The sequence below is a fragment of the Roseovarius salincola genome, assembly GCF_026891095.1.
GTDB lineage: Bacteria > Pseudomonadota > Alphaproteobacteria > Rhodobacterales > Rhodobacteraceae > Roseovarius > Roseovarius salincola.
Genome location: NZ_JAPTNL010000004.1, coordinates 163,175 through 186,946 on the forward strand (window position 1 = coordinate 163,175; position 23,772 = coordinate 186,946).

Genomic DNA, 23,772 nt, shown 5'->3' on the forward strand with positions numbered 1-23,772 from the left:
CTAGAAGTTGTGCCAGAGCGCCAGTTTCAGCGCCAGCGCGTCGCTGTTCCTGATCCCGGTCGTCATCCCGACTTCGAGGTGGCGGCCGGGTGCGCGTTCGATCACCCAGGACTGCGCCAGCTTGAACTGCGCATCGCCCGAAACGGGCTGTCGGGCCTGGAGCTGCAGGATCGCGCGCGATTTACGAAAGGCCTGCATGCCGAAGGTCAGATCGCCTTCCCAAGCGATCTCGCGCCCCTCGTCGATGATCAGCGCACGGGCATCGAGCACCAGCCAGCCGTTGCGCCCCTTCCAGTCGAGCCCGCCCCCGAAGGACAGCGCCGGGCGCAGCACCGGATCGTCATCCGCCAGCCCCGCACCGAGTTCCACCGCCAGGCGCATCCCGCCGTCTGCGGTGGCGAAATGCCGGCGCGCGAAGACGATCGCCTTGGACATCGCGCCCGAATGCCCGCCAAGATCCAGCCCGAGGGTCATCGTGTCGCGCCAGCCATATTCGCCATAAATTCCGACGAAATCGCCACCGGTCAGAAGGTCTCCCTCGAGCGAGAAGGACAGGAACGTCTCGCCCTTGTCACGCATCCACGGCCCGGCCTGAAGCGGCAGCGCGCAAAAACCCAACAGCAGTATCAGCAGCATGCGCATCGCTCACCTCCAGATTCACTTATCGTCAATCGAGGTAAACCGCAGGTTAACGGCGGCGGGCGGGCCCCGCCCGGAACGCTGCACCAGGCCACCCACAGAAGAATTTGCCCCGCGCCGCCAAGCTGATAGGCTGAGATTCGGCCAAGGAGGTGTGCCATGCCCAAGATCGAGACGTCCAGCAGCTACCAGACGGTCATCACCACCTTCGAGATGACCCCCGGAACCTGCCAGGACCTGATGGACGAGCTGACCGAAGCCTATCGCGAATTCATCTCGAAACAGCCCGGTTTCATCGCCGCCGGGCTGCATGTGAACGACGCGCAGACCCGGATCGCCAATTATTCCCAGTGGCGCCAGCGCGAGGACTTCCTTGCCATGCTGCGCAGCGATGAGATGCGTGCGCGCAACCGGCGGATCAACGAACTGTGCAAGAGTTTCGAGCCGGTGATGTATGACGTGACGGCGACATTCAACTGACCATGAAGGACGAAGGCGACGCCCCGCGAAACGCGCTGAACGAGGAATTGCATGCGCTGCGCGCCGAAGTGGCGCGGCTCAATGCGCATCGCTTCGTGCGGATTCACAACTCGATTCCGCGGCTTCTGTTGTTCAACCTCGCGCGCGGGCTGGCGTTTGGCCTTGGCACTGTGCTGGGGGCGTCGGTACTCTTGTCGCTGTTGGCCTGGGCGCTGAGCCAGGTGGAGTTTCTGCCGATCATCGGCGAGTGGGTGGCCCAGATCGCCCGGCAGATCGATTCGAGCGTAGAGTGATTGCGGCACGGTGGCGCCGACGTGACCTGTATCAATGTGGCGCATCGCGCGATCTGCGAGGGTGGGTCGAATTCAAAATGGAGGATAACATGTACAAGAATATTCTGGTTCCCGTTTCATTCGAGGAAGACCGCGATGCGGCGGGCGCGATCAAGGTGGCCGAAACGCTGGCAGGCGACGATGGCAAGATCACGCTGGTACACGTCATGGAGGAGATTCCCGGTTATGCGATCACCTATGTGCCCGACAATTATCTTGTCGAAAGCCGTCAGGCGATCGAGACCGAGCTGCGCGACATGGCGGCCCCGCTGGCCAATGGCGCAAGCGAAGTGGTGACTGGGCATTCGAGCCGCACGATCCTTGATTATGCCGAGAAGAACGGCGCGGACTGCATCGTCATCGCCGGCCATCGCCCCGGCATGCAGGATCTGTTGCTGGGCAGCACCGCAACCCAGGTCGTGCGCCATGCCACATGCGCGGTGCATGTGATCCGCTGAACGGTTTGCGCGCAATTGGGCGGCGGCGGCGCGGGGCACCCTGCCCTTGCGCCGCCCGTCCCGCATCAAGGGAGGATATCATGCGAGCGATCATCACGCTGGCCACCATTTGTCTTGGAATTTCGGCCGCGCCGCTGGCCGCGCAGGAGCCGGTGAATATCCGGCCTGACCGTCCCTCGGTCACGGTCGAAACACCAAACGGCCCGGTCGAGATCAAGCGGCTTCAGGACAACGACCACGAAATCACCGGCGAATGGGCGCGCACCTCGCGCCCCTGCCCGTCCTTCTGCATCCAGCCGATGACCCCGGCGCCGGGCGTCACCACCATTGGTGAGCTCGAATTGCTGGATATGCTGGAAGATTCCGACACCGTGCTGGTGGACAGCCGCACCCCCGACTGGTTCGAGGGCGGCACCATCCCCGGCGCGATCAACATTCCCTATACGCAGGTGGTTGACCGGCTGGGCGATCTGGGCTGCGAGATCGATTTTGACGGCTGGGATTGTGAGAATGCCCGCCCTGTGGCGTTGTTCTGCAACGGGCTCTGGTGCGGGCAAAGTCCCTCGGCGATCCGCAACATGATTTCGGCGGGCTATCCGGCCGAGCGGATTTTCTATTATCGCGGCGGCATGCAAAGCTGGCGGGTGCTGGGGTTGAGCGTTACCGGCGACTGAAGGGTGGCATCACGCAAGGATAGGCGCGCCCGTCCGGCAACCGGCAGAGATTCGACAGAAATTCCTTTGGCAGCGCGCCATATTGCGCCAGCCGCTTGGAACGGTCGAGCGCGTCTAGATAATCCGAACAGGCCGCGTTGTAATAGATGTCTCGCCGTTCGGATGAGGTGAACCAATGCGCAAAGGCCGCCGCCATGACGGCGGCGGGATCGGCGCCCCGATTCATATCGCGCGCGATCACCGCGGCGATCGCGCATTGGGTGGGCCAGGCCTCGGCGGCCTCCCAGACCGCGAGGTCACCCGCCTCGCGCAGATGCCATGCGGCCAGGAGGCTGATCGCGCAGGCATCGGCTTCCATTGCCATGACGGCGCGGGCATGCTCTTGCATGGACAGCCCCGCAGCAGGGCAGGCCCCGGTCTGGACTTGCCACAGATGACGCAGCTCATGCAGCAGGACGAGCCGCTGCATCGGCGCAGGCAGATCGGCGGAAAGCACCAGCCGCGCGCCGGTGGCGTCGAGATAGCCATGCGCGTCAGTCAGACTGTCATCAAGGCAGATCTCGGGGCGGCGGGATTCGAGCGCCGCCTGCATCGAGGGGAAGGCCAGAGCCAGCGGACGCAGCCCATCCAGCAGCGCGGCGATGCGCGGTGCGCTGTCATAAGGGTAACCGGCGCAGACCGGCGCGGCCCGCGCCCCCGCTGGCGACAGCAGGGACAGGATGGCGACCACGGCCAGAAAGAGGAAACGCGCGGCGCACATCCCGCCAGAGTGTCGTCAGGGCGCGGCCCTGTCCAGAGGCTTGGATCATCGCCCCAGAAAGATGCGGACAAGCGCGATCACCAGCGACAGCACCACCGAGACCAGGATCGCGCTGGTGATGGGGATGAAGAGGCGCAGATTCTCGCGCTCGATCACGATATCGCCCGGCAGGCGGCCAAGCCCCAGGCGGCTGAGCGGCCCCCAGAGCAGCCCGGTCGCGATGAGCACAAGGCCCGCAAGGATCAGGAAACGCGCCATGCGGGCAAAGATAGGTGCCGCGCGGGTGGATGTGTAGGGGTTAAGGCGCCAAGGGCAATCGCTTGAGGACCCTGAAGCGCGCATCCGCTATGGCGATCCGCCAGCGCTTGGCGGCGATGGGCGTGCCGGCGGCGGTGACATGGGGCATGACATCCAGCCTGTCGCCGCTCAAGACCCCCTGCGCCGAGGCCCCGCCCGCGAAACGCAGGACCACGGGGCCGTCCGCTGGACCGGACGCGATGCGCCCGGTCGCGCCGGGATAGAGATGGGTATCGGCGGGTTCGAGTTCGGTCATCGGGTGCGAGTCTAGCATCTCTGGGGGCCGGCGCCGATAAAAGCCACCTCTGCAGGGTCTGGACGTGCTATCTTGACGTTGCGTCAATAAGGGGCGCTTCAAACGACCAGGTCATAACGAAAAGGGAGGACGTGCCATGTTTGCACGCATTACGCGATTTCAATTGAAGCCCGGCGCCCGCGATGCGGCGATGACCACGATGGAGAGCATGAAAGCCGACATCATGGCGCTGCCGGGCCTGAAGGCGTTCATCAATGTCATGGACGATGACGGCAAGGGCTATGTGATGTCGCTGGTGGAAAGCCGCGAACTTTCGGACGCGAATGCCGACAAGGTGACCGCGCTCTGGACGCGGATGGCGGACCACCTGGCCGAGACACCCCAACCCGAAGGGTTCGACGTGCGCGCGCATTGGACAAATTGACAAGGCGTGCGGCCTGCCACCCGGCGGGCCGCGCTTCATCATCGGTCCGGGCGTGCCGTGGCGCCGAAATCCTGAAAGGATTTCCGACCGATTTCTTTTGAAGAAATCTGGTCTGCGCCGGGGGTGAGCCAGCGGACCGGCGCACGGTTGCAGAATATCACGATCTGCCCCGAATTTTCCACCACCTGGTATCCGCGCCGGTGAATTTCACGCATGAACCGCTCCATCCCCGCGAAGCGCTCGATATCGCGCGCCTTGCGCCGGATCACTTCGCCCTGCTGCACCGCCTTGGATGCAAAGAGGTCACGCAGCCAGATGTCGGGCGAGAGGGGCGAGTTTCGGTTCTTCATGCGGCTCAGGATGGGACCAGCGTGGTAAAGGCGGGGTTAACGGCTGATCACCGCCCCCGCCGCTTCACATTCCCGCCCCGTTGCCCCGGACGTCCCGCCGTCGAGCGGCCGCGCGATTTGGTGGCCTCCGCCGAGGCCTTTTCCACCGCCTGCTGGCGCGCCAGCGGGTCGTCATGCACCGCCAGATCCACCGCCTCGAGCCGCTTGACCTCGTCGCGCAGGCGCGCCGCCTCCTCGAATTCAAGGTTTTCGGCGGCCTTGCGCATCTCGCTGCGCAGCCCGTCGAGATGCGCTTGCAGATTTGGCCCCATCAGGGGCGTGTCGATGGTGGCGGTGACGCGGTTCATGTCCACATCGCCCTGGTAAAGACCGGCCATGATATCCTCGACGTTCTTCTTGATCGTCGAGGGGGTGATGCCGTGCTCCTCGTTATAGGCAATCTGCTTGGCGCGGCGCCGGTCGGTTTCATCCAGCGCGCGCTGCATCGAGCCGGTGATGCGGTCGGCATACATGATCACCCGCCCCTCGGCATTGCGCGCGGCGCGCCCGATGGTCTGGATGAGCGAGGTTTCCGAGCGCAGGAAACCTTCCTTGTCGGCATCCAGAATCGCCACAAGCCCGCATTCGGGGATATCCAGCCCCTCGCGCAGAAGGTTGATGCCGATGAGCACGTCAAAGGCCCCGAGGCGCAGGTCGCGCAGGATCTCGATCCGTTCGATCGTGTCGATATCGGAATGCATGTAGCGCACGCGGATGCCCTGTTCATGCAGGTATTCGGTCAGGTCCTCGGCCATGCGCTTGGTCAGGGTGGTGCACAGCGTGCGCATCCCCGCCGCCGACACGCGGCGCACCTCTTCGAGCAGGTCATCGACCTGCATGTCCACAGGGCGGATCTCCACCTGCGGGTCCAGAAGCCCCGTGGGGCGGATCACCTGTTCGGTGAAGACCCCGCCGGTCTGCTCCATCTCCCAAGAGGCGGGCGTGGCGGAGACGAAGACCGATTGCGGGCGCATGGCGTCCCATTCCTCGAATTTGAGGGGGCGGTTATCCATGCAGCTGGGCAGGCGGAATCCGTGTTCAGCCAGGGTGAACTTGCGCCTGTAGTCGCCCTTGTACATGCCCCCGATCTGGGGGACGGACACATGCGATTCATCGGCGAAGACGATGGCGTGGTCGGGGATGAATTCGAACAGCGTCGGGGGCGGCTCGCCGGGGGCGCGCCCGGTCAGATAGCGCGAATAGTTCTCGATCCCGTTGCACACGCCGGTCGCGTCCAGCATCTCGAGGTCGAAATTCGTGCGTTGCTCCAGCCGCTGCGCCTCCAGCAGCTTGCCCTCGCCGACAAGCTGGTCGAGCCGCTGACGCAGCTCCTTGCGGATACTGACGATGGCCTGCTGCAGCGTCGGTTTGGGCGTCACGTAATGCGAGTTGGCATAGACCCGGATCTGCTCGAAGCTGCCGGTCCTGGCGCCGGTCAGCGGGTCGAATTCGGTAATCGCTTCAAGCTCTTCGCCAAAGAAGCTGAGCTTCCAGGCGCGATCCTCCAGGTGGGCGGGCCAGACTTCGAGGCTGTCGCCGCGCACCCGGAAACTGCCGCGCTGGAACGCTTGGTCATTCCGCTTGTATTGCTGGGCGACGAGATCGGCCATGATCTTGCGCTGGTCGTAATCCAGCCCGACCTTGAGGTCCTGGGTCATCGCGCCATAGGTCTCGACCGAGCCGATCCCGTAAATGCAGCTGACCGAGGCGACGATGATCACGTCGTCGCGTTCCAGCAGCGCGCGTGTGGCCGAGTGGCGCATCCGGTCGATCTGTTCGTTGATCTGGGATTCCTTCTCGATATAGGTATCCGAGCGCGGCACATAGGCTTCGGGCTGGTAATAGTCGTAGAAGCTGACGAAGTATTCCACGGCATTGTTGGGAAAGAAGTGCTTGAACTCGCCGTAAAGCTGCGCCGCCAGGGTCTTGTTGGGGGCGAGGATGATGGCGGGGCGTTGGGTTTCCTCGATCACCTTGGCCATGGTGTAGGTCTTGCCGGTGCCGGTGGCGCCCAGCAGGACCTGATTGCGCTCGCCCGCATCGACCCCGCCCGCCAGCTCCCGGATCGCGGCGGGCTGGTCGCCGGCGGGCTGGAATTCGGTCACCATCTCGAAGCGGATGCCGCCTTCCAGCTTTTCACGCGTCTCCACATCGGGCGCGGCGGCATGCATCAAAGGTTCGGATTTGTCGGAATGGGCGTAGGGCATCTGGGTCCGGTCCTTGCTGTCGTTCCACACTTGTTCCGTTTCGCGCGGTGTTCAAGGGGTGTCGGCACCGCACAGGCCCGGTTTCGCGCAGGCCGCACGGCGCGCTCGCGGCGATTTGTTCCCTTGCCCCGTCCCCGCAATTTTGGAATAACCACCCCACAGCAAGGAGGCACGACCATGTCCGCCCGTATCTACAAGCCCGCGCGCAGCACCACCCAATCGGGCAATGCCCGCTCGCAGCACTGGGTGCTGGAATATGTCGCCGAGACCGCGCGCGAGGTCGATCCGCTGATGGGCTGGACCAGTTCCGCCGATACTCAGGCTCAGGTCAGGCTGACCTTTCCCACCCGCGCCGCCGCCATGGAATACGCCGAGGAACATGGCATCGACGCCATCGTGCTTGAACCCCATAAACGCAAGCCCAATATCCGCCCCGGCGGCTATGGCGAAAATTTCGCCACCAACCGGCGCGCCACCTGGACCCACTGAGGCAGACGCGCAACATGCGCCCGCCCCGACCCCGGACTTGAGCGGGATCAACGCGCATTCCGGCCTGATCCGTTAGGCTTCTTCACCCGGACAGAGCGTGAAGGAGACGCAGATGACCGCCAGCCCCAAGGCCAACGCCGCAGCAGCACCGCAGAACCCCGAGGATATGAAACCCGCCGACAAGCTTGCCGAGTTCCGGCAGGCCTTCGAGGCGGGCGAGTATCCCTATCAGGACAAGATGAGCGGGCGCAGCTATGAGAGCCGGAAGGCCAAGCTGCAGGCCGAGCTGCTGAAGGTTCAGCTTTGGGCGCAGGAGACCGGCGAGAAGTTCATTCTGATCTTCGAGGGGCGCGACGCGGCCGGCAAGGGCGGCACGATCAAGCGCTTCACCGAGCACCTGAACCCGCGCCAGGCCCGCGTGGTGGCGCTCAACAAGCCCACCTGGGAGGAAAAGGGGCAATGGTTCTTTCAACGCTATATCGAGCATCTGCCGACCGTGGGCGAAATGGTGTTCTATGACCGGTCTTGGTACAACCGCGCCGGAGTCGAGCGGGTAATGGGCTTTTGCGAGCCCTGGGAATACCTCGAATTCATGCGCCAGACCCCCGATCTTGAGCGGATGCTGGTGCGCTCGGGCATCCGGCTTTACAAATACTGGTTCTCGGTCACGCAGGATGAACAGAAACGCCGCTTCGAGTCGCGCGCCACGGATCCGCTCAAGCAATGGAAGCTGAGCCCGATCGACAAGCAGAGCCTTGGCAGATGGGACGATTACACCGAGGCCAAGGAGGCGATGTTCTTTTACACCGACACCGCCGATGCACCCTGGACGGTGATCAAGTCGAACGACAAGAAGCGCGCGCGCCTCAATTGCATGCAGCATTTCCTGAGCACGCTGGATTATCCCGGCAAGGATCCCAGGATCGCGCGGGCGCCGGATCCGCTGATCGTGTCGACCGCGCAGCATGTGCTGCATGGTTCGGAGCATATCCTGGGCAAGTCGATGCATCCCGAAACGCGCAAGAGCTGACCAGCGCAGCGGCGGGCACGGCGGCGGGCGCGCGCGCATGAGGCGCGCCCCGACTTGCCCGCTCGCCCGCATGGCCCTAAACCTGAGCCATGATCCGCCGGTTGTCCCTGATCCTTGCCATTGCCATTGCCCTGCCCCTGGGGCTGTTCGCGCGCGCCCCTGCGGCGCTGGCGCATCCGCATGTCTTTGTCGATGTCACCCTGCGCTTTCTGCCCGATCAGGACGGGCGGCTGACCGGGGTCGAGGTCATCTGGCGCTATGACGATTTCTTTTCGCTGCTGGTGCTCGAGGATATGGGGCTCGACCCTGACGGCGACATGGAGCTGACCGGCGAGGAACGCGCGGCGCTGAAGGGATTTGACCTTGCCGATTGGCCCGAGGGGTTCGAGGGCGCGCTGTTTCTGGAGGCGGGCGGCGAGACGATCGCACTGGAGCCGCCCGAACCCATTTCTGCGCATCTGGATGAAGGGCGCATCGTGACCCGCCACCTGCGCCGGTTCACGCCGCTTCGCCCCGCGTCGCTGGTGGTGCGCCCCTATGACCCCACGTATTACGCGGCGCTGACGCTCTCGCGCGTGGGCGGGCTGCCCGATGGCTGCAAAAGGCGCATCGAGGAGGCCGACAAGGATGCCGCCGACGAGATCGTCGCCGGGCTGGGCGGGCCGGCGAATGAAAGCCTGTTCGAAGAGGTCGAAGTGGGCATCCATTACGCCGATACGCTGGAGATCGCATGCGCGCCCTTGTCCTGATCGCCTCGCTGGGGCTGATCGTGCTGGCTCTTTGGCTGTGGGGTCTGGGCGGCGCCGATATCGTCACGCGATGGGCCGCCGAAAGCCAGCGCGAGGTGCAACAGGCGATGGCGGGCTACCTGCGCCGCCTGCGCGGCGGCGACAGCGCGGCGATGGCGGGGCTTTGGGCCTTGTGTTTCGCCTATGGGTTCTTTCATGCCGCCGGGCCGGGCCATGGCAAGCTGTTGATCGGCGGCTATGGGCTGGGCGCGGGGGTGCCGGTGCTGCGCCTGTCGGGGCTGGCGCTGGCGTCGAGCCTTGCACAGGCGGCGACGGCGGTGGGGCTGGTCTATGCGGGTGTGTTCGCGCTGGGGCTGACGCGCCAGGCGTTGGTCGGCGCCAGCGACCGGATCCTGGCCCCCGCCAGCCATGGCGCGATCGCGCTGGTGGGGCTGTGGCTGGTCTGGCGCGGGCTGCGGCGCTGGCGCGCGATGCGGCGCGCGGACCGTCGCCATGATCACCACGGGCACGGGCGCGGGCAGGACCACGATGATGATCATACCCATCACCACCACACCGGGGGCCTCTGCGATACATGCGGCCACCGCCACGGCCCGACCGCCGAGGAGGCGGCGCAGGTTCACAGCCTCGGCGCGGCGCTGGCGCTGGTGGCGGCGGTGGCGATCCGGCCCTGCACCGGGGCGATCCTTCTGCTGATCCTGACTTGGCGCATGGGTCTGGACATGGCGGGGATCGTCGGCGCCTTCGTCATGGGACTGGGCACCGCGAGCGTGACCGTGGCCGTCGCCGTGGCCGCCGTGACCCTGCGCAAGGGGCTTCTGGCGCGCCTTGCGGGGGGCGAAGGCGGCGCGGCGCGCATGATGCTGCCCCTGATCGAGATCGCCGCCGGGCTGATGGTGGCGCTTCTGGCGTTCGAACTCATGCGCGGCGCGCTTCAGGCCCCGGCGTTCTGAGGCACGCTGCCGCCTGTCGTCCCGGCTCCCTCTTGCGCGCCCGCGCGCGCCAGCCTAAGGGCGTGGCATGACGACGCGCCTTTCATATCGCCAGCATGTCCGCGCGACGCTGGGGCTGGGCCTGCCGCTGATCGGCAGCCATGTGGCGCAATTCGCCATCACGCTGAGCGACGCGCTGATGCTGGGCTGGTATTCGGTCGAGGCGCTGGCCGCCGAGGTGCTGGGCGGCACGTTGTTCTTCGTTCTGTTCATCATGGGATCGGGATTCGCCTGGGCAGTGCTGCCCATGGTCGCCTCGGCGCGCGCCGCCGGGGACGAGACGCAGATCCGCCGCGTGACGCGCATGGGGGCCTGGGCGTCGATCCTGTTCGGGCTGGCCTGCCTGCCCTTCATGGTCTTGTCCGCCCCCATCTTCCGGGCGCTCGGACAGGATCCGGCCATTGCCGGATTGGCAGGGCAATACCTGTCGATCATGGGCTGGGGCATCCTGCCCGCGCTGCTGGTGATGGTTCTGAAATCCTATCTTGCCGCGCTGGAGCGCACTCAGGTCGTGCTGTGGATCACGGTGGCCGCCGTGGGGCTGAACGTGCTGGTCAACCATGCGCTGATCTTTGGCAACTGGGGCTTTCCGGAACTGGGCGTGCGCGGTGCGGCGATCGCCTCGCTGACGGTCAACACCGCCTCGCTGATCGCACTGGCGATCTATGCCGCGCTTGTGCAGCCCGATCATGCGCTGTTCCAGCGGGTCTGGCGCCCCGACCCCGAGGCGCTGGCGCAGGTGTTTCGCCTGGGATGGCCCATCGGCATCACCAACCTGGCCGAGGTCGGTCTGTTCGCCGCCTCGTCGATCATGATGGGATGGCTGGGCGCGCTGCCGCTGGCGGCGCATGGGATTGCGCTTCAGGTGACATCGGTGGTCTTCATGGTGCATCTTGGCCTTTCGAACGTGGCCACCGTGCGCGCCGGGCAGGCCTATGGACGCTCGGACGCCGTGGCGCTGCGCGACGGGGCGGCGGTAGTGCTGACGATGTCGGGTGTGGTGGCGCTGGCGACGGTGGCGCTGTTCCTGGCCGTTCCGGAATGGATGATGGGCCTGTTCATGAGCCCTGATGAGCCGAGCCGCGCCGATGTCATCGCCATCGGCACCGGGCTGCTGGCGGCGGCGGCACTGTTTCAGCTGGTGGATGCAGGACAGGTGATGGCGCTTGGCCTGTTGCGCGGGGTGCAGGACACGCGCGTGCCGATGCTGATGGCGGCGCTGAGCTATTGGGTGATCGGGGTCCCGGCAAGTTACCTCATGGGATTCACCTTCGGGCTGGGCGGTGCGGGTATCTGGCTGGGACTGGCGGTCGGGCTGGCCTGCGCGGCGGTGCTGATGCTGGCGCGCTTCATCGCCTGGTCGGGACGCGCCGACGCCGCAAGCGCGACCACCACACCGCCAACGGCCCGCTGACCGCGTCGGCTCAGGCCGCGCCGGCGGCGGGTGCGCGCAGGCGCACGCCGTCGATCTTCCAGCCCTCCGCGCCCTCGATCATCTCGTATTCCAGGATATGCAGCGCCCCTGCCCCGTCGCGGACCATGACATTCTGAAAGAGCCGCCCGCCGCGTTCTTCGGTCGCCAAGAACGTCACCTCGGCCGGGCGCCAGACCATCGGATAGCCCCGCTGCACCATGTCCCCAAAGCGTTCGGGCGTGCCGAAGATCTGCCTGATCGTCGGGCTGGCATGCTCGAAGGCGGCCTCTACGTCATCGGCCAGGAACGCGTCGATCTGCGACGAGATCACATCGCGGATCGCCTGGCTGTCGGCCCGCGCCGCTGGCGCAAGGCCAAGCGCGACACCCGACACCAGCAGAAACAGCGCGGCGGTGGCAAGACGTAAACGGACCATGGCGCATCTCCCTTGAACTGATCCAAGGATAGCGCCGCCGCCGCGCGTTTCAAATCGCCCCTGAAGGGGCTCAGGGCTGCTGAACCGATTCGATATAGGCGATCAGGTCGGTGACAGGGGTGCTGGTCAGGATCGGCTGGCCGCTTTCGGTCTTGAGCGAGGCATCGGAACCCTCGAAGAAATCGCCATAGACCGGCATCTCGCTGCCATGCGCCACCAGCGGGTCGCGCCCGTCGATGCGCTTGACCACGCGGGTCATCGGAAAGGTGCCGCCATTGTCGGCGCTGAGCGCGGTGAGGTCGCTGGGCTGCACCGTCAGCACCGCGCGCATCGGCCCTTGGCCGGTGGCCTCACTGCCGTGACAGGCGGCGCAGTAGCGGTCATAGATCGCCTCGCCGGTATCGGCGTCGCCCCCTGCATCGGCAGGCAGGCCCGGCAGGGCGGCGACAAGAAAGGCTGTCAGAATGGCTTTGCTGTTCATGATCGGTCTCCCTGAAAATTATCCGGGCGCGGGCGCCTGGATGGTGGAAAGATAGGCCGAAAGAGCAACCAGTGCACGCGGCGTTTTCATGGCCGCGCCGGTATCGGGGTCGCGCCAGATCGCGGTTCTGTCCGCGAAGAGCGGGCCATATTCGGGCATCACGTCGAACTGGCCGGGATAACCGTGGATTCGCGCGATGACATCCTGCGCGGGGTATTTGCCGCCATTGCGCGCCGCGAGCTGCGTCAGGTCCGAGGGCGCGGTGTCGAGCATCGGCGCCATCACCCCGTCACCGCGCCCCGCGTCACCATGACAACGGGCGCAATAGACTTCAAACAGCCCCTGCCCTGTCATCGCCGCGTCATCGCCCGGCCGCGTGACAGTGCCGCCATCGGGCGCACAGCCCGCAAGGACGGGCAAGGTCAGGATCATGATCAACGGCAAGACAAGACGCATGGGTTTCTTTCGGTATTCGCCCCGATCCTGACCAATGCGGGCGGCGCGCGCATTGACCTGTATCAGCCGCAGATCAGGCGATCCCGGCCAGCGCGCGGGTCTGCTGCCAGATCGCGTCCTCGAGCGTGACCGGATCAGCGGCCTGCTTGCCCTGCCCCGGCATCCGCGCCCCCGAATCCTGCGCGACACCCGCGCCGACCGCAGCGAGCCGCTCGAAGAACACGCCCGACACGTCGGGATCGAGCAACAGGTAATATTGCCCAAGGTCATGCGGCTTGCCCTCGGGCACCTTCAGGGGCGCCACGTCGCGGCTGACGACGCCGCCGGTCATGCCCGCCGCCAGCAGTTCGGCCATCAGGCCGAACCCCCAGCCCTTGTAGCCCCCGATGCTGACCAGCGACCCGGCCAGCGCGGCTTCGGGGTCGGTCGTGGGGCGGCCCTCGGCATCGACGGCCCAGCCTTCGGGGATGGGCTCGCCCGCCGCCTTGGCCATGGTGATCTTGCCCAGTGCCACGGTCGTGGTGGACTGGTCGAACTGCATGGCGATCCCGCCCGCGTCGTCAGGCACCGAAAAGGCGATCGGGTTGGTGCCGATCACCCGCGTCTTGCCGCCAGGCGGCGCCACTATGGGCGAGGCATTGGTCACCCCCAGCCCGATCAGCCCGGCGCGGGCGATCTGTTCGGTGAAATAGCCAAGCGAGGTGCAGGTATGCGCATGGCCCACGGCAAGGCTGGCGACACCGCATTCGCGCGCCGCCGCCACCGCCTTTGGCAGGGCGCGGGCAAATGCGGGCTGGGCAAAACCCAGACGCGCATCGACCGCGACCACGCCGGGGCGCGGCTGGCTGACCTCGGGAGTCACATCGCCCCGCACACGGCCAGTTTCCAGCTGCTTGCAGTAGCTTTCAAGATAATAAAGGCCGCAGATCCGGTTGCCGACGCTTTCGGCCTTGCGCACCGCGTCGGCCACATGGGCGGCGATCCATTCGGCCGCGCCGTGGCGCATCAGCGCCGCCTTGGTGGTGCTTTCGATTTCGTCGAGGGTGACGGCAACCATGTCGCTCTCCGGCTGTTCTGAACGTCGCGGCAGATTGGGTGCCGGGGTCGTTGAGGTCAATTCAAACCTTCTGAAGCTCGGTTCAGCCGCGCCGTAACGTGGCGGCCCTACTGCCCGACCACACGGCCTTGATCCAGCTTGACCACCCGGTCCATCCGCGCCGCCAGTTCAAGGTTATGTGTGGCGATGAGCGCCGCCAGTCCGGTGCCGCGCACCAGCGCCACGAGGGTGTCGAAGACCTGCTCCGCGGTGGCCGGATCAAGATTGCCGGTCGGCTCATCCGCCAGCAACAGGCGCGGCGCGTTGGCCAGCGCGCGGCAAAAGGCGACGCGCTGCTGCTCGCCCCCCGACATGGCCGAAGGGCGGTGCCCGGCGCGCCCGCCAACCCCCACCCGCGCCAGAAGATCGGCGGCGCGGGTTTCGGCCTCGGTCTTCTGGATGCCATTGGCCAGTTGCGGCAGCACGACGTTTTCAAGCGCGGTGAATTCCGGCAGCAGGTGGTGAAACTGGTAAACGAAGCCCACCTCGCGCCGCCGTGCCACGGTGCGGCGGCGATCGCCAAGGCCTGTGTAATCGACCCCGCCGATCTCGACCGTTCCGGTATCGGGCGTATCGAGAAGCCCCGCGATATGGAGAAGCGTCGACTTGCCCGCGCCCGAGGGCGCGACCAGCGCCACCATCTCGCCTGCTGCGAGCGTGAGATCGGCCCCGTCCAGCACCCTCACTTCGTTTTCGCGGCCCTGATTATAGGTCTTCGAGACCCCGGACAGGCGCAGCATCGCCTCACCACTACTCATAGCGCAGCGCCTCCACCGGGTTCATCCGCGCAGCACGGCGCGCGGGAAAGATCGTCACCACGAAGCTGAGGCCCAGCGACAGCGACACCGCCGACATCACGTCGCCCAGTTGCAGCTGCGCAGGCAGGTAATAGATGCCCCGGATTGAGGGATCCCAGACCTCGCCGCCCATCATCATGTTCACGAAGCTGAAGATCGGGTCGATATAGATCGCGAAGAGACACCCCAAAGCCACCCCGGCGGCGGTGCCGATCAGCCCGGTGAAGGCGCCGCAGATGAAGAACACCCGCAGCACCGCGCCTTCGGTCAGGCCCATGGTGCGCAGGATGCCGATATCGCGGCCCTTGTTCTTGACCAGCATGATCAGCCCCGAGGTGATGTTCATCGCCGCGATCAGCACGAGGATCGAAAGGATGATGAACATCACGTTATCCTCGACCTCGAGCGCGCGCAGATAGCCGCCCGAGGCGTCGCGCCATGTCCAGATCTGCGCCCGCTCGCCCGCCGCGCCAAGCAGCCGGTCGCTCATGGCCTCGACCCGTTCGGGGTCGGCGACCATGACCTCAAGCTCATCGGCGCGACCTTCGCGGTTGAAGAACCCCTGCGCCTCTTCGAAGGGCAGGTAGACGCGCACCTGGTCGATGTCATAGCGCCCTGCCGAGAAGATATAGACCACCTCGTAGGCGTTGATGCGGGGCGTGGTGCCGAAGGCGGTCTTGTTCCCGTTGGGCGAGATCAGCTTGATGCGGTCCCCCAGATCGACATTGAGCTCGCGCGCCACGCCTGAACCGATGGCGATGCCATCGGGAAACTGGCCGATATCGCCGCGCGCGGTTTCGGGGTTGGCAATGCGCGGGATGGTCGCAAGATCGCCGGGGGCGATGCCGAACACCTGCACACCGGCGTTGCGCTCGCGGGCATTGGCCATGACCTGCCCCTTGATCAGCGGCGCGACACGGGTCACATCCTCGACCTCGCGCAGACGCGCGGCCATGCCCTCGTAATCGGCGATGGTGCGGTCGAGGCGGCCGGTCTGTTCGTCGACCGCGCCGATATTGTAGACGGTGACATGGGCATTGGCCCCAAGGATCGTATCCACCAGCTCGGCGCGGAACCCCGAGCGCACAGCCAATGTGGCGACCAGCGCAAAGACCGCCAAAGTGATGCCGACAAGGCTGATCCAGGTCATCACACTGACGCCGCCCTCGGCCCGCTTGGCCCGCAGGTAGCGCCATGCGATCATCCATTCGAAGGGCGCGAATGGCGCGGGGACGGGTGTGCGACGCTCGGAGCCTGCCACGTGGAAACCTCGGTTTTCATTTTGCGCGAACACTGCGTTTTATCGGGGTCAGGGTCAAGACCGGCGACCCTGTGCCAAAGGCGCGTTAGCATGACCGGGAATCGAGACGATTCGCCATCCGGAAGGAGCAATCGGCAATGCCCGCAGCCGCGCTGATCGCGATCTATCTCGGCCTTGTGCTGACGCCGCTGGCGCTGGTCTGGGCGCAGGGGCTGGCGCCGCGCACGCCATGGGACGAACTGGCCAGCGGGCTGGGGCTGCTGGCGTTGGCGATGATCCTGGTGGAGTTCCTGCAGCTGGGCCGCTTCCGGGCGGTCACGTCGCGGGTCGGCAGCGACGTAGTGATGCGCACCCACCAGTTGCTGGCGCGCGTGGCGCTGATCTTCGCGCTGGCGCATCCGTTCTTCTATGTCTCGCCGCTGGCGCCCGCACCCGACTGGGATACGACGCGCCGGATGGCGGTGGAATATTCATGGCCCGCGATCTGGCCCGGCATCCTGGCGTGGCTGGGGCTGGGCGCGGTGGTGGCCATGGCGCTGGCGCGTGACGTCGCGGGATACCGCTATGAGATATGGCGTTTCCTGCACGGGCTGGGCGCGGTGCTGGTGGCGGGCGCGGGCGTGCTGCATGCGCTGCGCGCGGGGCGCTACAGCGCCGATCCCACGCTTGGCTGGGTCTGGGTGGCGGGGCTGGTGCTGGCACTGGCGGCGCTGGCGCAGATCTACCTGGTGGCGCCCCTGCTGCGGGCCCGGCGGCCGTGGCGGGTGGCCTCGGTCACGCCTGCGGCGCTCAACACCTGGCGGCTGCGGCTCATGCCCGAGGGCGGACACCGGCTCAACTATCGCGCCGGGCAGTTCGCATGGCTCAATATCGGGCATTCGCCCTTTTCGCTGAACGAGAACCCGTTCTCGATCGCGTCGGCCCCGTCAGAGGGGCCGCAGCTGGAGTTCATCATCAAGGAGCTGGGCGATTTCACCGACCGCATCGGGCAGATCGCGCCGGGCACGCGCGCCCATGTCGAAGGCCCCCACGGCCATCTGACGGTGCAGGGCCATGCCGATGCGCCCGGTCTTGCGCTGATCGCCGGGGGCGTGGGCATCGCGCCCTTGCTGGGCATCCTGCGCGAACTGGCCGCAACCAATGATCCGCGCCCCACGCTGTTGATCTATGGCAACCGCGAGGAGTCGCAGATCGTCTGCGCCGACGAGCTTCAGTCGCTGGCGCGCGATCATGGGACCGAAATCCTGCATGTCCTGTCCGAGCCGCCCGAAGGCTGGCAGGGGCCGCGCGGCCTGATCGACGCGGATCTTCTGCGCCGTCATGTGGCCGATGCGGGACGGCAGGACTGGCTGTTCGTGCTGTGCGGGCCGCCGCCGATGCTGCGCGGGGTCGAGGCCGCGTTGATTGACATTGGCGTGCCTGCGCCGCGCATCCTGTCGGAACAATTCGTCTATGATTGACCTGAAGCGATCCCCCGCCGCAAGGCGCATCCGGCTGGCCCTTGGTCTGATACTGGTGCTGCTTTGCCTGGCGATGGCCGTCTTTGCCCTGCGCGGTCTTTTCTAGGCGCCCGGAAGCGCACGGCTGCGACGGCTGGCCAGACGGCCCAGCGCGCCCAGACCGGCCAGCGCGCCGCCTGACAGCCCATAGCCCAGCATGAAGCCCACCGCGCCAAAGCCGACACCCGCGCCGCTGACCGGCAGCGCCGGGCGAAAGGCCGCCCAGGCCTCACGCGCGATCGCGGGATCGCCAAAGCGCCAGCCATTGAGCGCCAGGCCCGCCGGACCCGCGCCGCGCAGATGCGCCAGATCGGCGCTCAGCGCCGCGTGACGCGCCAGAACCTCGCCCATGGACTGCGCGCGCGCCTGGCCCATGCGGCTGCCCCGGCGCAGATCGTCAAGCGCCGCCGCGCGATCGAGCCCCAGCCCGGCGGCATCGGCATCGAACCGCGCCACCACACCGTCAAGTTCATGCACCGCGCCTGCAAGGCGCTGCGTGTATTGCTGCGCATATTCGGGAAATTGCGAAAGCCCGGCCGCCCCGGCCAGGCCACCCGCCAAAGCGATGGCCCTGAAAAGCATCGTTTCTCTGTCCTGCCTCGTTTTTTATGAGGCAGTATAGCGGCTCAGAGCCAGGTGTGGAACGACCGTTTCGCCATCGGCTCGCGCAGCGGCGCGCCGTGATGGGGCGCATAGATCTGCGCTATCTTTTCAACGGCTTTCTCGGGTGGCAATTCTTCGCTTGCGCCCGTGCGGCGGCTGGTCAGTTCGACCACCCCGTTCTTGAGCCCGCGCGGCCCCACCGTGATGCGCCAGGGCAGACCGATCAGGTCCTGCGTCGCGAATTTGGCCCCGGCCCGGTCGTCGGTGTCGTCATAAAGCGGCTCAAGGCCCAGCGCCTCGACGGATTTGTAGATCGCCTCGCAGGCGGCGTCGGCCTCGGAATCGCCCTGCTTGAGATTGACGATCCCCACATGGAAGGGCGTGACCCCCTCGGGCCAGATGATGCCCTTGTCGTCATGGCTGGCCTCGATGATCGCGCCCACAAGGCGGCTCACGCCGATCCCGTGGCTGCCCATATGCACCGGCACCGGCTTGCCGTCCGGCCCCTGCACGGTGGCGCCCATCGGTTCTGAATACTTGGTGCCGAAATAGAAGATCTGCCCGACTTCGATGCCCCGCCCCTCGCGGCGGCGGGCCTCGGGGACGCGCTCGTGGAAGGCGGCCTCGTCATGGGTGTCGTCGGTGCGCGCATAGCGCGAGGTGAATTCCTCCATCACCGACTGGCAGGCGGCGACATCGTCATAATCGATCTCGCGGTCGCCGAAACGCAGGTCGGTGATCTCGCTGTCATAGAACACGCCGGATTCGCCGGTCTCGGCCAGCACCAGAAATTCATGAGTGTCGTCGCCGCCGATCGGGCCGCTTTCGGCGCGCATCGGGATCGCCTGAAGGCCCATGCGCTCATAGGTGCGCAGATAGCTGACGAGGTGGCGGTTATAAGCATGCAGCGCGTCTTCGCGCGTCAGGTCGAAATTGTAGCCGTCCTTCATCAGGAACTCGCGCCCCCGCATCACGCCGAAACGCGGGCGGATCTCGTCGCGGAACTTCCACTGGATGTGATAGAGCGTCAGCGGCAATTCCTTGTAGCTGCCCACATGGCTGCGGAAAATGTCGGTGATCAGCTCTTCGTTGGTCGGCCCATAGAGCATGTCGCGCCCGTGCCGGTCGGTGACGCGCAGCATCTCCTCGCCGTAATCGTCATAGCGCCCGCTTTCGCGCCAGAGGTCGGCCGATTGCAGCGTCGGCATCAGCATCGGGATGTGACCGGCGCGGATCTGCTCCTCGTGGACGATGTTTTCCAGCTTGCGCAGCACCTTGAAGCCCATCGGCAACCATGAGTAGTTGCCGGCGCTGGCCTGCTTGATCATCCCCGCGCGCAGCATCAGACGATGGCTCGCGATCTGGGCTTCGGCGGGCGTTTCCTTGAGCACGGGCAGGAAATAGCGGGACAGACGCATTGCGGCGCACCTTGTGGCTGTTGGCGTTCGCCCCCCGTTTATGGCTTTGCAGGCGGGCAGACAAGCCGTCGCGCGGCTTTTTGACAAAGCGCGCCCTTGCAAGCGGGACGCGCTTGGGCGATGTCTGATAAAGGCTCAATCCCGAGGCGCAGATGGCTTTGCCTGTCGGCACACAACTGAAATACTGGGGCATCGCATCGGCGGTGTTCCTGGTCGTGCTGTGGTTTCTGGGCGACGTGATCCTGCCCTTCGTGCTGGGCGGCGCGATCGCCTATTTCCTTGATCCGCTGGCTGACCGGCTGGAGCGGCTGGGCGCATCGCGCGCGGTGGCGGTGACGCTGATCACACTGATGGCGCTGGTGGTCTTCGTGGTGATGGCGCTTCTGGTGGTGCCAACGCTGATCCAGCAATCTCTGGCCCTGTTCGATACCGCCCCCAAGCTGTTCGATCAGGTCCAGCGGTCGCTGACCGATCGTTTCCCGTCGATCGTCGATGAGAATTCCACTCTGCGCAAATCGCTGATCGCCCTGGGTGAGACCATCAGCGAACGCGGCGGACAGGTGCTTGAATCGGTGCTGAGTTCCGCCGCCTCGCTGATCAACATGTTGCTGCTCTTCGTGATCGTACCGGTCGTGGCGTTCTATTTGCTCTACGACTGGGACCGCATGATCGCGCGCATCGACGACCTGCTGCCGCGCGACCATGCGCCGGTGATCCGCCACTTGGCGCGTGATATCGACCGTACATTGGCCAGCTTCATCCGCGGCATGGGCACTGTGTGCCTGATCCTTGGCACCTATTACGCGGTGACGCTGATGCTGGTGGGGCTGCAATTCGGCCTGGTGGTGGGGGCCGTCGCGGGATTGATCACCTTCATCCCATATGTCGGGGCGGTGGTGGGCGGCGCGCTGGCGATCGGGCTCGCGCTGTTCCAGTTCTGGGGCGACTGGATCACGATCGGACTCGTGGCGGGAATCTTCGTGCTGGGCCAGGTGGCCGAGGGCAATTTCCTGACACCGAAGCTGGTCGGTCACTCGGTGGGACTGCATCCTGTGTGGCTGATTTTCGCGCTCTCGGTCTTCGGCGCGCTGTTCGGTTTCGTCGGCATGCTGGTGGCCGTGCCAGTGGCCGCCGCCGTCGGCGTGCTGGCCCGGTTCCTGATTGCACGCTATCTGGGCAGCCGCCTCTATCGCGGCCTGTCCTCCACGGACGAATGATGCCCGAACAGCTCAGCTTCGATCTGCCCGTGCGCGAAGCGCTGGGGCGCGACGATTTCTTCGTCGCACCGGCCAATGCCCAGGCCGTGGCGATGATCGAATCCTGGCAGACCTGGCCGGCGCGCAAGCTGTTGCTGATCGGCCCCGAAGGCGCGGGCAAGACGCATCTGGCGCATGTCTGGGCGGTGCTGTCGGACGCGCGCATCGTGGCCGCCCGCGACCTGGCGCAGGCCGATATTCCCGCGCTCGCCCAGACACATCTGGCGATCGAGGATTGCGACGCGGTCGCGGGCGACCCTGCCGCCGAGGAGGCGTTGTTTCACCTCCATAACCTGGCGCTGGCCGAGGGGCGCTCGATCCTGATGACAGGCACGCGCGCGCCGCGCGACTGGGGTCTCATGCTGCCCGACCTTGCCAGCCGGATGCAGGGCACGCCCGCCACCACCCTGCGCGAGCCCGACGATGCGTTGCTGGCGGCGGTGCTGATGAAGCTGATGGATGACCGCCAATTGTCGCCCACACCCAACACGATTCCCTATCTCGTGCGCCGGATCGACCGCTCGTTCGCAGCCGCCCGCAAGGTTGTGGCCGGGCTGGACGCGCTGGCGCTGGAAACCCACAGCCCGATCACCCGCCGCCTTGCCATAAAGCTTCTGGACAAGTGACGCGCCGCCCGGCAGACTCCGTCACCTTTACGTTACACGTCAAAGCCATAAGGCCCTTATGAATACTGCAGATTTTCTCAAGTCCCCGACACCCGAACCGATCGAGCTGCCGGATCTGGACCTCGACGGGCCGGGGCGCTTTTACAATCGCGAACTCAGCTGGCTGGGTTTCAACTGGCGTGTGCTGGGCGAGGCGCAGAACCCCCGCGTTCCGCTGCTCGAGCGGCTGCGCTTCCTGTCGATCTCGGCCACCAATCTCGATGAGTTCTACAATGTGCGTGTCGCGGGGCTGCGCGAACTGGCCCATGCGGGCAACACCACCCCCGCCGATGACGGGCTGACCCCCGCCGAACAGCTGGTGCTGATCAACGAGAATGCCCGCCGCCTCCTCGACGCGCAGCAGGAAACCTTCGAGACCCTGCGCAGCGAGATGGAGGACGAGAATATCTCGATCCTCGACGCCGCCAGCCTGACCGACACCGACCGCGCCTATCTGGGCGAGATGTTCCTCAACAAGGTATTCCCGGTGCTGTCGCCGCTGGCCATCGACCCGGCGCATCCCTTTCCCTTCATTCCCAATCTGGGCTATTCGCTGGCGCTTCAGCTTGAACGCAAATCCGACAAGCGCCCGCTTCAGGCGCTGTTGCCGATCCCCCAGCAGATCGATCGCTTCGTCAGCCTGCCCGCAGAGCCCGGATTTCACCGCGTGATCCCTCTGGAAGAGCTGCTTCTGGTGCATCTCGACAGCCTGTTTCCGGGCTATGTCCACAAGGGGCATTGCGCGTTCCGGGTGCTGCGCGACAGCGATCTGGAGGTCGAGGAAGAAGCCGAGGACCTGGTGCGCGAATTCGAAGTGGCGCTGAAGCGCCGCCGCCGCGGCGAAGTGGTGCGCATGAAGATCTCGACCAACGCCCCCGAGGCCCTGCGCCGCGTGATCATGGACGAATTGCACGTCATCCCCGACGAAGTCGTCGAGGTGCGGGGCATGATCGGTCTGGCCGACCTCAAGGAACTGGTGCTGGATGATCGCCCCGACCTTCTGTGGCCATCCTTTACCCCGCGTGTGCCCGAACGGGTACAGGACCATGACGGCGACATGTTCGCAGCGATCCGCCAGAAGGACATGCTGCTGCACCACCCTTATGAGACCTTCGACATGGTGGTGCGATTCCTCGCGCAGGCGGCCCGCGATCCCAATGTGGTGGCGATCAAGCAGACGCTCTATCGCACATCCAAGGACAGCCCGATCGTCAGCGCGCTCTGCGAGGCGGCCGAGGATGGCAAATCCGTCACCGCGCTGGTCGAACTCAAGGCGCGCTTTGACGAGGCTGCCAATATCCGCCAGTCGCGCCGGCTGGAACGTGCGGGCGCGCATGTGGTCTATGGCTTCCTCGACCTCAAGACCCATGCCAAGATTTCCACGGTGGTGCGCCGCGAGGGCGACAGCCTCGTGACCTATACCCATTACGGCACCGGCAATTACCACCCGATCACCGCCAAGATATATACCGATCTCAGCCTGTTCACCTGCGATGCCGCGCTGGGGCGCGACGCGACCAAGGTGTTCAACTACCTCTCGGGCTATGCCCAGCCCGAAAAACTGGACAACCTGGCGATCTCGCCGATCTCGCTCAAGCCGCGCCTGATCGAGATGATCGCGCGCGAGGCCGACCATGCCCGCGCCGGCAAGCCGGCCGCGATCTGGGCCAAGATGAACGCGCTGATCGAGCCCGACGTGATCGACGCGCTATACGCCGCCAGCCAGGCGGGGGTGAAGATCAACCTCGTGGTGCGCGGCATCTGCGGGCTGCGCCCCGGCGTCAAGGGCCTGAGCGAGACCATCCGCGTCAAGTCCATCGTCGGGCGGTTCCTCGAACATTCACGCATCGTCTGTTTCGGCAATGGCGCCGACCTGCCCTCCAGGAAAGCACGGGTCTATATCAGCTCGGCCGACTGGATGGGGCGCAACCTCAACCGGCGCGTTGAAACCCTGGTCGAAATCCAGAACCCCACCGTGAAAGCCCAGATCGTCAGCCAGGTGATGGCCGCCAACATGGCCGATGTGGCGCAAAGCTGGGTGATGTCGGGCGATGGCAATTTCACCCGCGCCAAGGTCGCCGAAGGCGAATTCGCCTTCAACTGCCACCGCTTCTTCATGGAAAACCCGTCACTGTCGGGTCGCGGCTCGGCAGGCGCGTCGGATGTGCCCAAGCTGACTCATACCGAAGACTGATCGGGTGATTGACCCCTCGG

Annotated in this window: 28 protein-coding genes; 14 read left to right on the plus strand and 14 right to left on the minus strand. The window is 65.7% G+C overall.

The window, feature by feature from the left end; translation table 11 throughout:
• Entirely contained in the window at nt 1-636 is a 636-nt protein-coding gene (locus N5A93_RS07395) for a hypothetical protein (RefSeq protein ID WP_268954436.1), read from the minus strand.
• Between the two features lie 162 nt (nt 637-798).
• Between N5A93_RS07395 and N5A93_RS07400 the strand changes: the two genes are divergently transcribed.
• The 4 genes from N5A93_RS07400 (at nt 799) to N5A93_RS07415 (ending at nt 2,583) form a co-directional block, all read left to right on the plus strand.
• Entirely contained in the window at nt 799-1,119 is a 321-nt protein-coding gene (locus N5A93_RS07400; RefSeq protein WP_268954437.1) for an antibiotic biosynthesis monooxygenase family protein, read from the plus strand.
• A gap of 2 nt (nt 1,120-1,121) precedes the next feature.
• Nucleotides 1,122-1,412 carry a DUF5665 domain-containing protein gene (locus N5A93_RS07405; protein ID WP_268954438.1) on the plus strand — a complete coding sequence of 97 codons (291 nt, stop codon included), beginning with the start codon at nt 1,122-1,124 and terminating at the stop codon, nt 1,410-1,412.
• Nucleotides 1,413-1,501: 89 nt separating this feature from the next.
• Complete coding sequence (locus N5A93_RS07410) at nt 1,502-1,909, plus strand: universal stress protein (protein ID WP_268954439.1); 408 nt, start codon at nt 1,502-1,504, stop codon at nt 1,907-1,909.
• 80 nt (nt 1,910-1,989) lie between these two features.
• Nucleotides 1,990-2,583, plus strand: a complete 594-nt coding sequence (locus N5A93_RS07415) for a rhodanese-like domain-containing protein (RefSeq protein WP_268954440.1) — start codon at nt 1,990-1,992, stop codon at nt 2,581-2,583.
• Here the strand turns inward: N5A93_RS07415 and N5A93_RS07420 are convergent.
• From N5A93_RS07420 to N5A93_RS07430, 3 genes are read right to left on the minus strand one after another with little or no spacing between them, the layout of a single operon-like run.
• Entirely contained in the window at nt 2,570-3,343 is a 774-nt protein-coding gene (locus N5A93_RS07420) for a DUF6782 family putative metallopeptidase (protein ID WP_268954441.1), read from the minus strand. The two genes, N5A93_RS07415 and N5A93_RS07420, sit on opposite strands and share 14 nt — an antisense overlap.
• 45 nt (nt 3,344-3,388) lie before the next feature.
• On the minus strand, nt 3,389-3,601 hold the full coding sequence (locus N5A93_RS07425; RefSeq protein ID WP_268954442.1) for a DUF2905 domain-containing protein: 213 nt from the start codon (nt 3,599-3,601) through the stop codon (nt 3,389-3,391).
• Between the two features lie 40 nt (nt 3,602-3,641).
• Complete coding sequence (locus N5A93_RS07430; protein ID WP_268954443.1) at nt 3,642-3,896, minus strand: hypothetical protein; 255 nt, start codon at nt 3,894-3,896, stop codon at nt 3,642-3,644.
• A gap of 136 nt (nt 3,897-4,032) precedes the next feature.
• On the opposite strand from N5A93_RS07430, the gene N5A93_RS07435 reads away from it, so the two are divergent.
• On the plus strand, nt 4,033-4,320 hold the full coding sequence (locus N5A93_RS07435; protein WP_268954444.1) for an antibiotic biosynthesis monooxygenase family protein: 288 nt from the start codon (nt 4,033-4,035) through the stop codon (nt 4,318-4,320).
• Nucleotides 4,321-4,358: 38 nt separating this feature from the next.
• Here N5A93_RS07435 and N5A93_RS07440 read toward each other — a convergent pair whose 3' ends face one another.
• Both N5A93_RS07440 and uvrB read right to left on the minus strand, forming a co-directional pair.
• Complete coding sequence (locus N5A93_RS07440; protein WP_328405721.1) at nt 4,359-4,670, minus strand: aspartate aminotransferase; 312 nt, start codon at nt 4,668-4,670, stop codon at nt 4,359-4,361.
• Between the two features lie 47 nt (nt 4,671-4,717).
• On the minus strand, nt 4,718-6,916 hold the full coding sequence (gene uvrB, locus N5A93_RS07445) for an excinuclease ABC subunit UvrB (protein WP_328405724.1): 2,199 nt from the start codon (nt 6,914-6,916) through the stop codon (nt 4,718-4,720).
• A 177-nt stretch (nt 6,917-7,093) separates the two neighbouring features.
• Here uvrB and N5A93_RS07450 point away from each other — a divergent pair, with 177 nt between their 5' ends.
• From N5A93_RS07450 to N5A93_RS07470, 5 genes are all read left to right on the plus strand, one after another.
• Nucleotides 7,094-7,405: an ETC complex I subunit gene (locus tag N5A93_RS07450; RefSeq protein ID WP_268954445.1), complete on the plus strand. Its 312-nt coding sequence runs from the start codon at nt 7,094-7,096 to the stop codon at nt 7,403-7,405.
• Nucleotides 7,406-7,571: 166 nt separating this feature from the next.
• Nucleotides 7,572-8,435: a polyphosphate kinase 2 gene (gene ppk2, locus N5A93_RS07455; RefSeq protein ID WP_268954505.1), complete on the plus strand. Its 864-nt coding sequence runs from the start codon at nt 7,572-7,574 to the stop codon at nt 8,433-8,435.
• An 89-nt stretch (nt 8,436-8,524) separates the two neighbouring features.
• Nucleotides 8,525-9,184, plus strand: a complete 660-nt coding sequence (locus N5A93_RS07460; protein ID WP_268954446.1) for a DUF1007 family protein — start codon at nt 8,525-8,527, stop codon at nt 9,182-9,184.
• A complete protein-coding gene (locus N5A93_RS07465) occupies nt 9,166-10,137 on the plus strand; it encodes a nickel/cobalt transporter (RefSeq protein WP_268954447.1) in 972 nt (323 codons plus the stop codon). The genes N5A93_RS07460 and N5A93_RS07465 overlap by 19 nt, the downstream gene beginning before the upstream one ends.
• Nucleotides 10,138-10,204: 67 nt before the next feature.
• Complete coding sequence (locus tag N5A93_RS07470; RefSeq protein WP_268954448.1) at nt 10,205-11,590, plus strand: MATE family efflux transporter; 1,386 nt, start codon at nt 10,205-10,207, stop codon at nt 11,588-11,590.
• A 10-nt stretch (nt 11,591-11,600) separates the two neighbouring features.
• Here the strand turns inward: N5A93_RS07470 and N5A93_RS07475 are convergent, their stop codons facing one another.
• The 6 genes from N5A93_RS07475 to N5A93_RS07500 form a co-directional block, all read right to left on the minus strand.
• The gene (locus N5A93_RS07475) at nt 11,601-12,026 is read right to left on the minus strand and encodes a DUF4864 domain-containing protein (RefSeq protein ID WP_268954449.1); all 426 of its coding nucleotides are present in this window, start codon (nt 12,024-12,026) and stop codon (nt 11,601-11,603) included.
• Nucleotides 12,027-12,096: 70 nt separating this feature from the next.
• Nucleotides 12,097-12,507, minus strand: a complete 411-nt coding sequence (locus N5A93_RS07480; protein ID WP_268954450.1) for a c-type cytochrome — start codon at nt 12,505-12,507, stop codon at nt 12,097-12,099.
• 18 nt (nt 12,508-12,525) lie between these two features.
• Nucleotides 12,526-12,939, minus strand: coding sequence for a c-type cytochrome (locus tag N5A93_RS07485; RefSeq protein WP_268954451.1), 414 nt, complete (start codon nt 12,937-12,939; stop codon nt 12,526-12,528).
• A 97-nt stretch (nt 12,940-13,036) separates the two neighbouring features.
• Complete coding sequence (locus tag N5A93_RS07490; protein WP_268954452.1) at nt 13,037-14,020, minus strand: Ldh family oxidoreductase; 984 nt, start codon at nt 14,018-14,020, stop codon at nt 13,037-13,039.
• 107 nt (nt 14,021-14,127) lie between these two features.
• The gene (locus tag N5A93_RS07495) at nt 14,128-14,799 is read right to left on the minus strand and encodes an ABC transporter ATP-binding protein (protein WP_268954506.1); all 672 of its coding nucleotides are present in this window, start codon (nt 14,797-14,799) and stop codon (nt 14,128-14,130) included.
• Between the two features lie 10 nt (nt 14,800-14,809).
• Nucleotides 14,810-16,060 (minus strand): lipoprotein-releasing ABC transporter permease subunit, encoded by a 1,251-nt coding sequence (locus tag N5A93_RS07500; RefSeq protein WP_268954507.1) that lies wholly within the window; start codon nt 16,058-16,060, stop codon nt 14,810-14,812.
• A 194-nt stretch (nt 16,061-16,254) separates the two neighbouring features.
• Here N5A93_RS07500 and N5A93_RS07505 point away from each other — a divergent pair, with 194 nt between their 5' ends.
• Nucleotides 16,255-17,577, plus strand: coding sequence for a ferredoxin reductase family protein (locus tag N5A93_RS07505; RefSeq protein ID WP_268954453.1), 1,323 nt, complete (start codon nt 16,255-16,257; stop codon nt 17,575-17,577).
• Nucleotides 17,578-17,679: 102 nt separating this feature from the next.
• Here N5A93_RS07505 and N5A93_RS07510 read toward each other — a convergent pair whose 3' ends face one another.
• Nucleotides 17,680-18,198, minus strand: coding sequence for a DUF2937 family protein (locus tag N5A93_RS07510; RefSeq protein ID WP_268954454.1), 519 nt, complete (start codon nt 18,196-18,198; stop codon nt 17,680-17,682).
• A gap of 44 nt (nt 18,199-18,242) precedes the next feature.
• Complete coding sequence (gene proS, locus N5A93_RS07515) at nt 18,243-19,637, minus strand: proline--tRNA ligase (protein WP_268954455.1); 1,395 nt, start codon at nt 19,635-19,637, stop codon at nt 18,243-18,245.
• A gap of 152 nt (nt 19,638-19,789) precedes the next feature.
• On the opposite strand from proS, the gene N5A93_RS07520 reads away from it, so the two are divergent.
• Genes N5A93_RS07520 through N5A93_RS07530 form a run of 3 tightly spaced genes read left to right on the plus strand, consistent with a single transcriptional unit; the run spans nt 19,790 to nt 23,752 of the window.
• Nucleotides 19,790-20,854, plus strand: a complete 1,065-nt coding sequence (locus N5A93_RS07520; RefSeq protein WP_268954456.1) for an AI-2E family transporter — start codon at nt 19,790-19,792, stop codon at nt 20,852-20,854.
• Nucleotides 20,854-21,519, plus strand: a complete 666-nt coding sequence (locus N5A93_RS07525; protein ID WP_268954457.1) for a P-loop NTPase family protein — start codon at nt 20,854-20,856, stop codon at nt 21,517-21,519. The genes N5A93_RS07520 and N5A93_RS07525 overlap by 1 nt, the downstream gene beginning before the upstream one ends.
• A gap of 58 nt (nt 21,520-21,577) precedes the next feature.
• Complete coding sequence (locus tag N5A93_RS07530) at nt 21,578-23,752, plus strand: RNA degradosome polyphosphate kinase (RefSeq protein ID WP_268954458.1); 2,175 nt, start codon at nt 21,578-21,580, stop codon at nt 23,750-23,752.
• Nucleotides 23,753-23,772 lie beyond the last annotated feature (20 nt).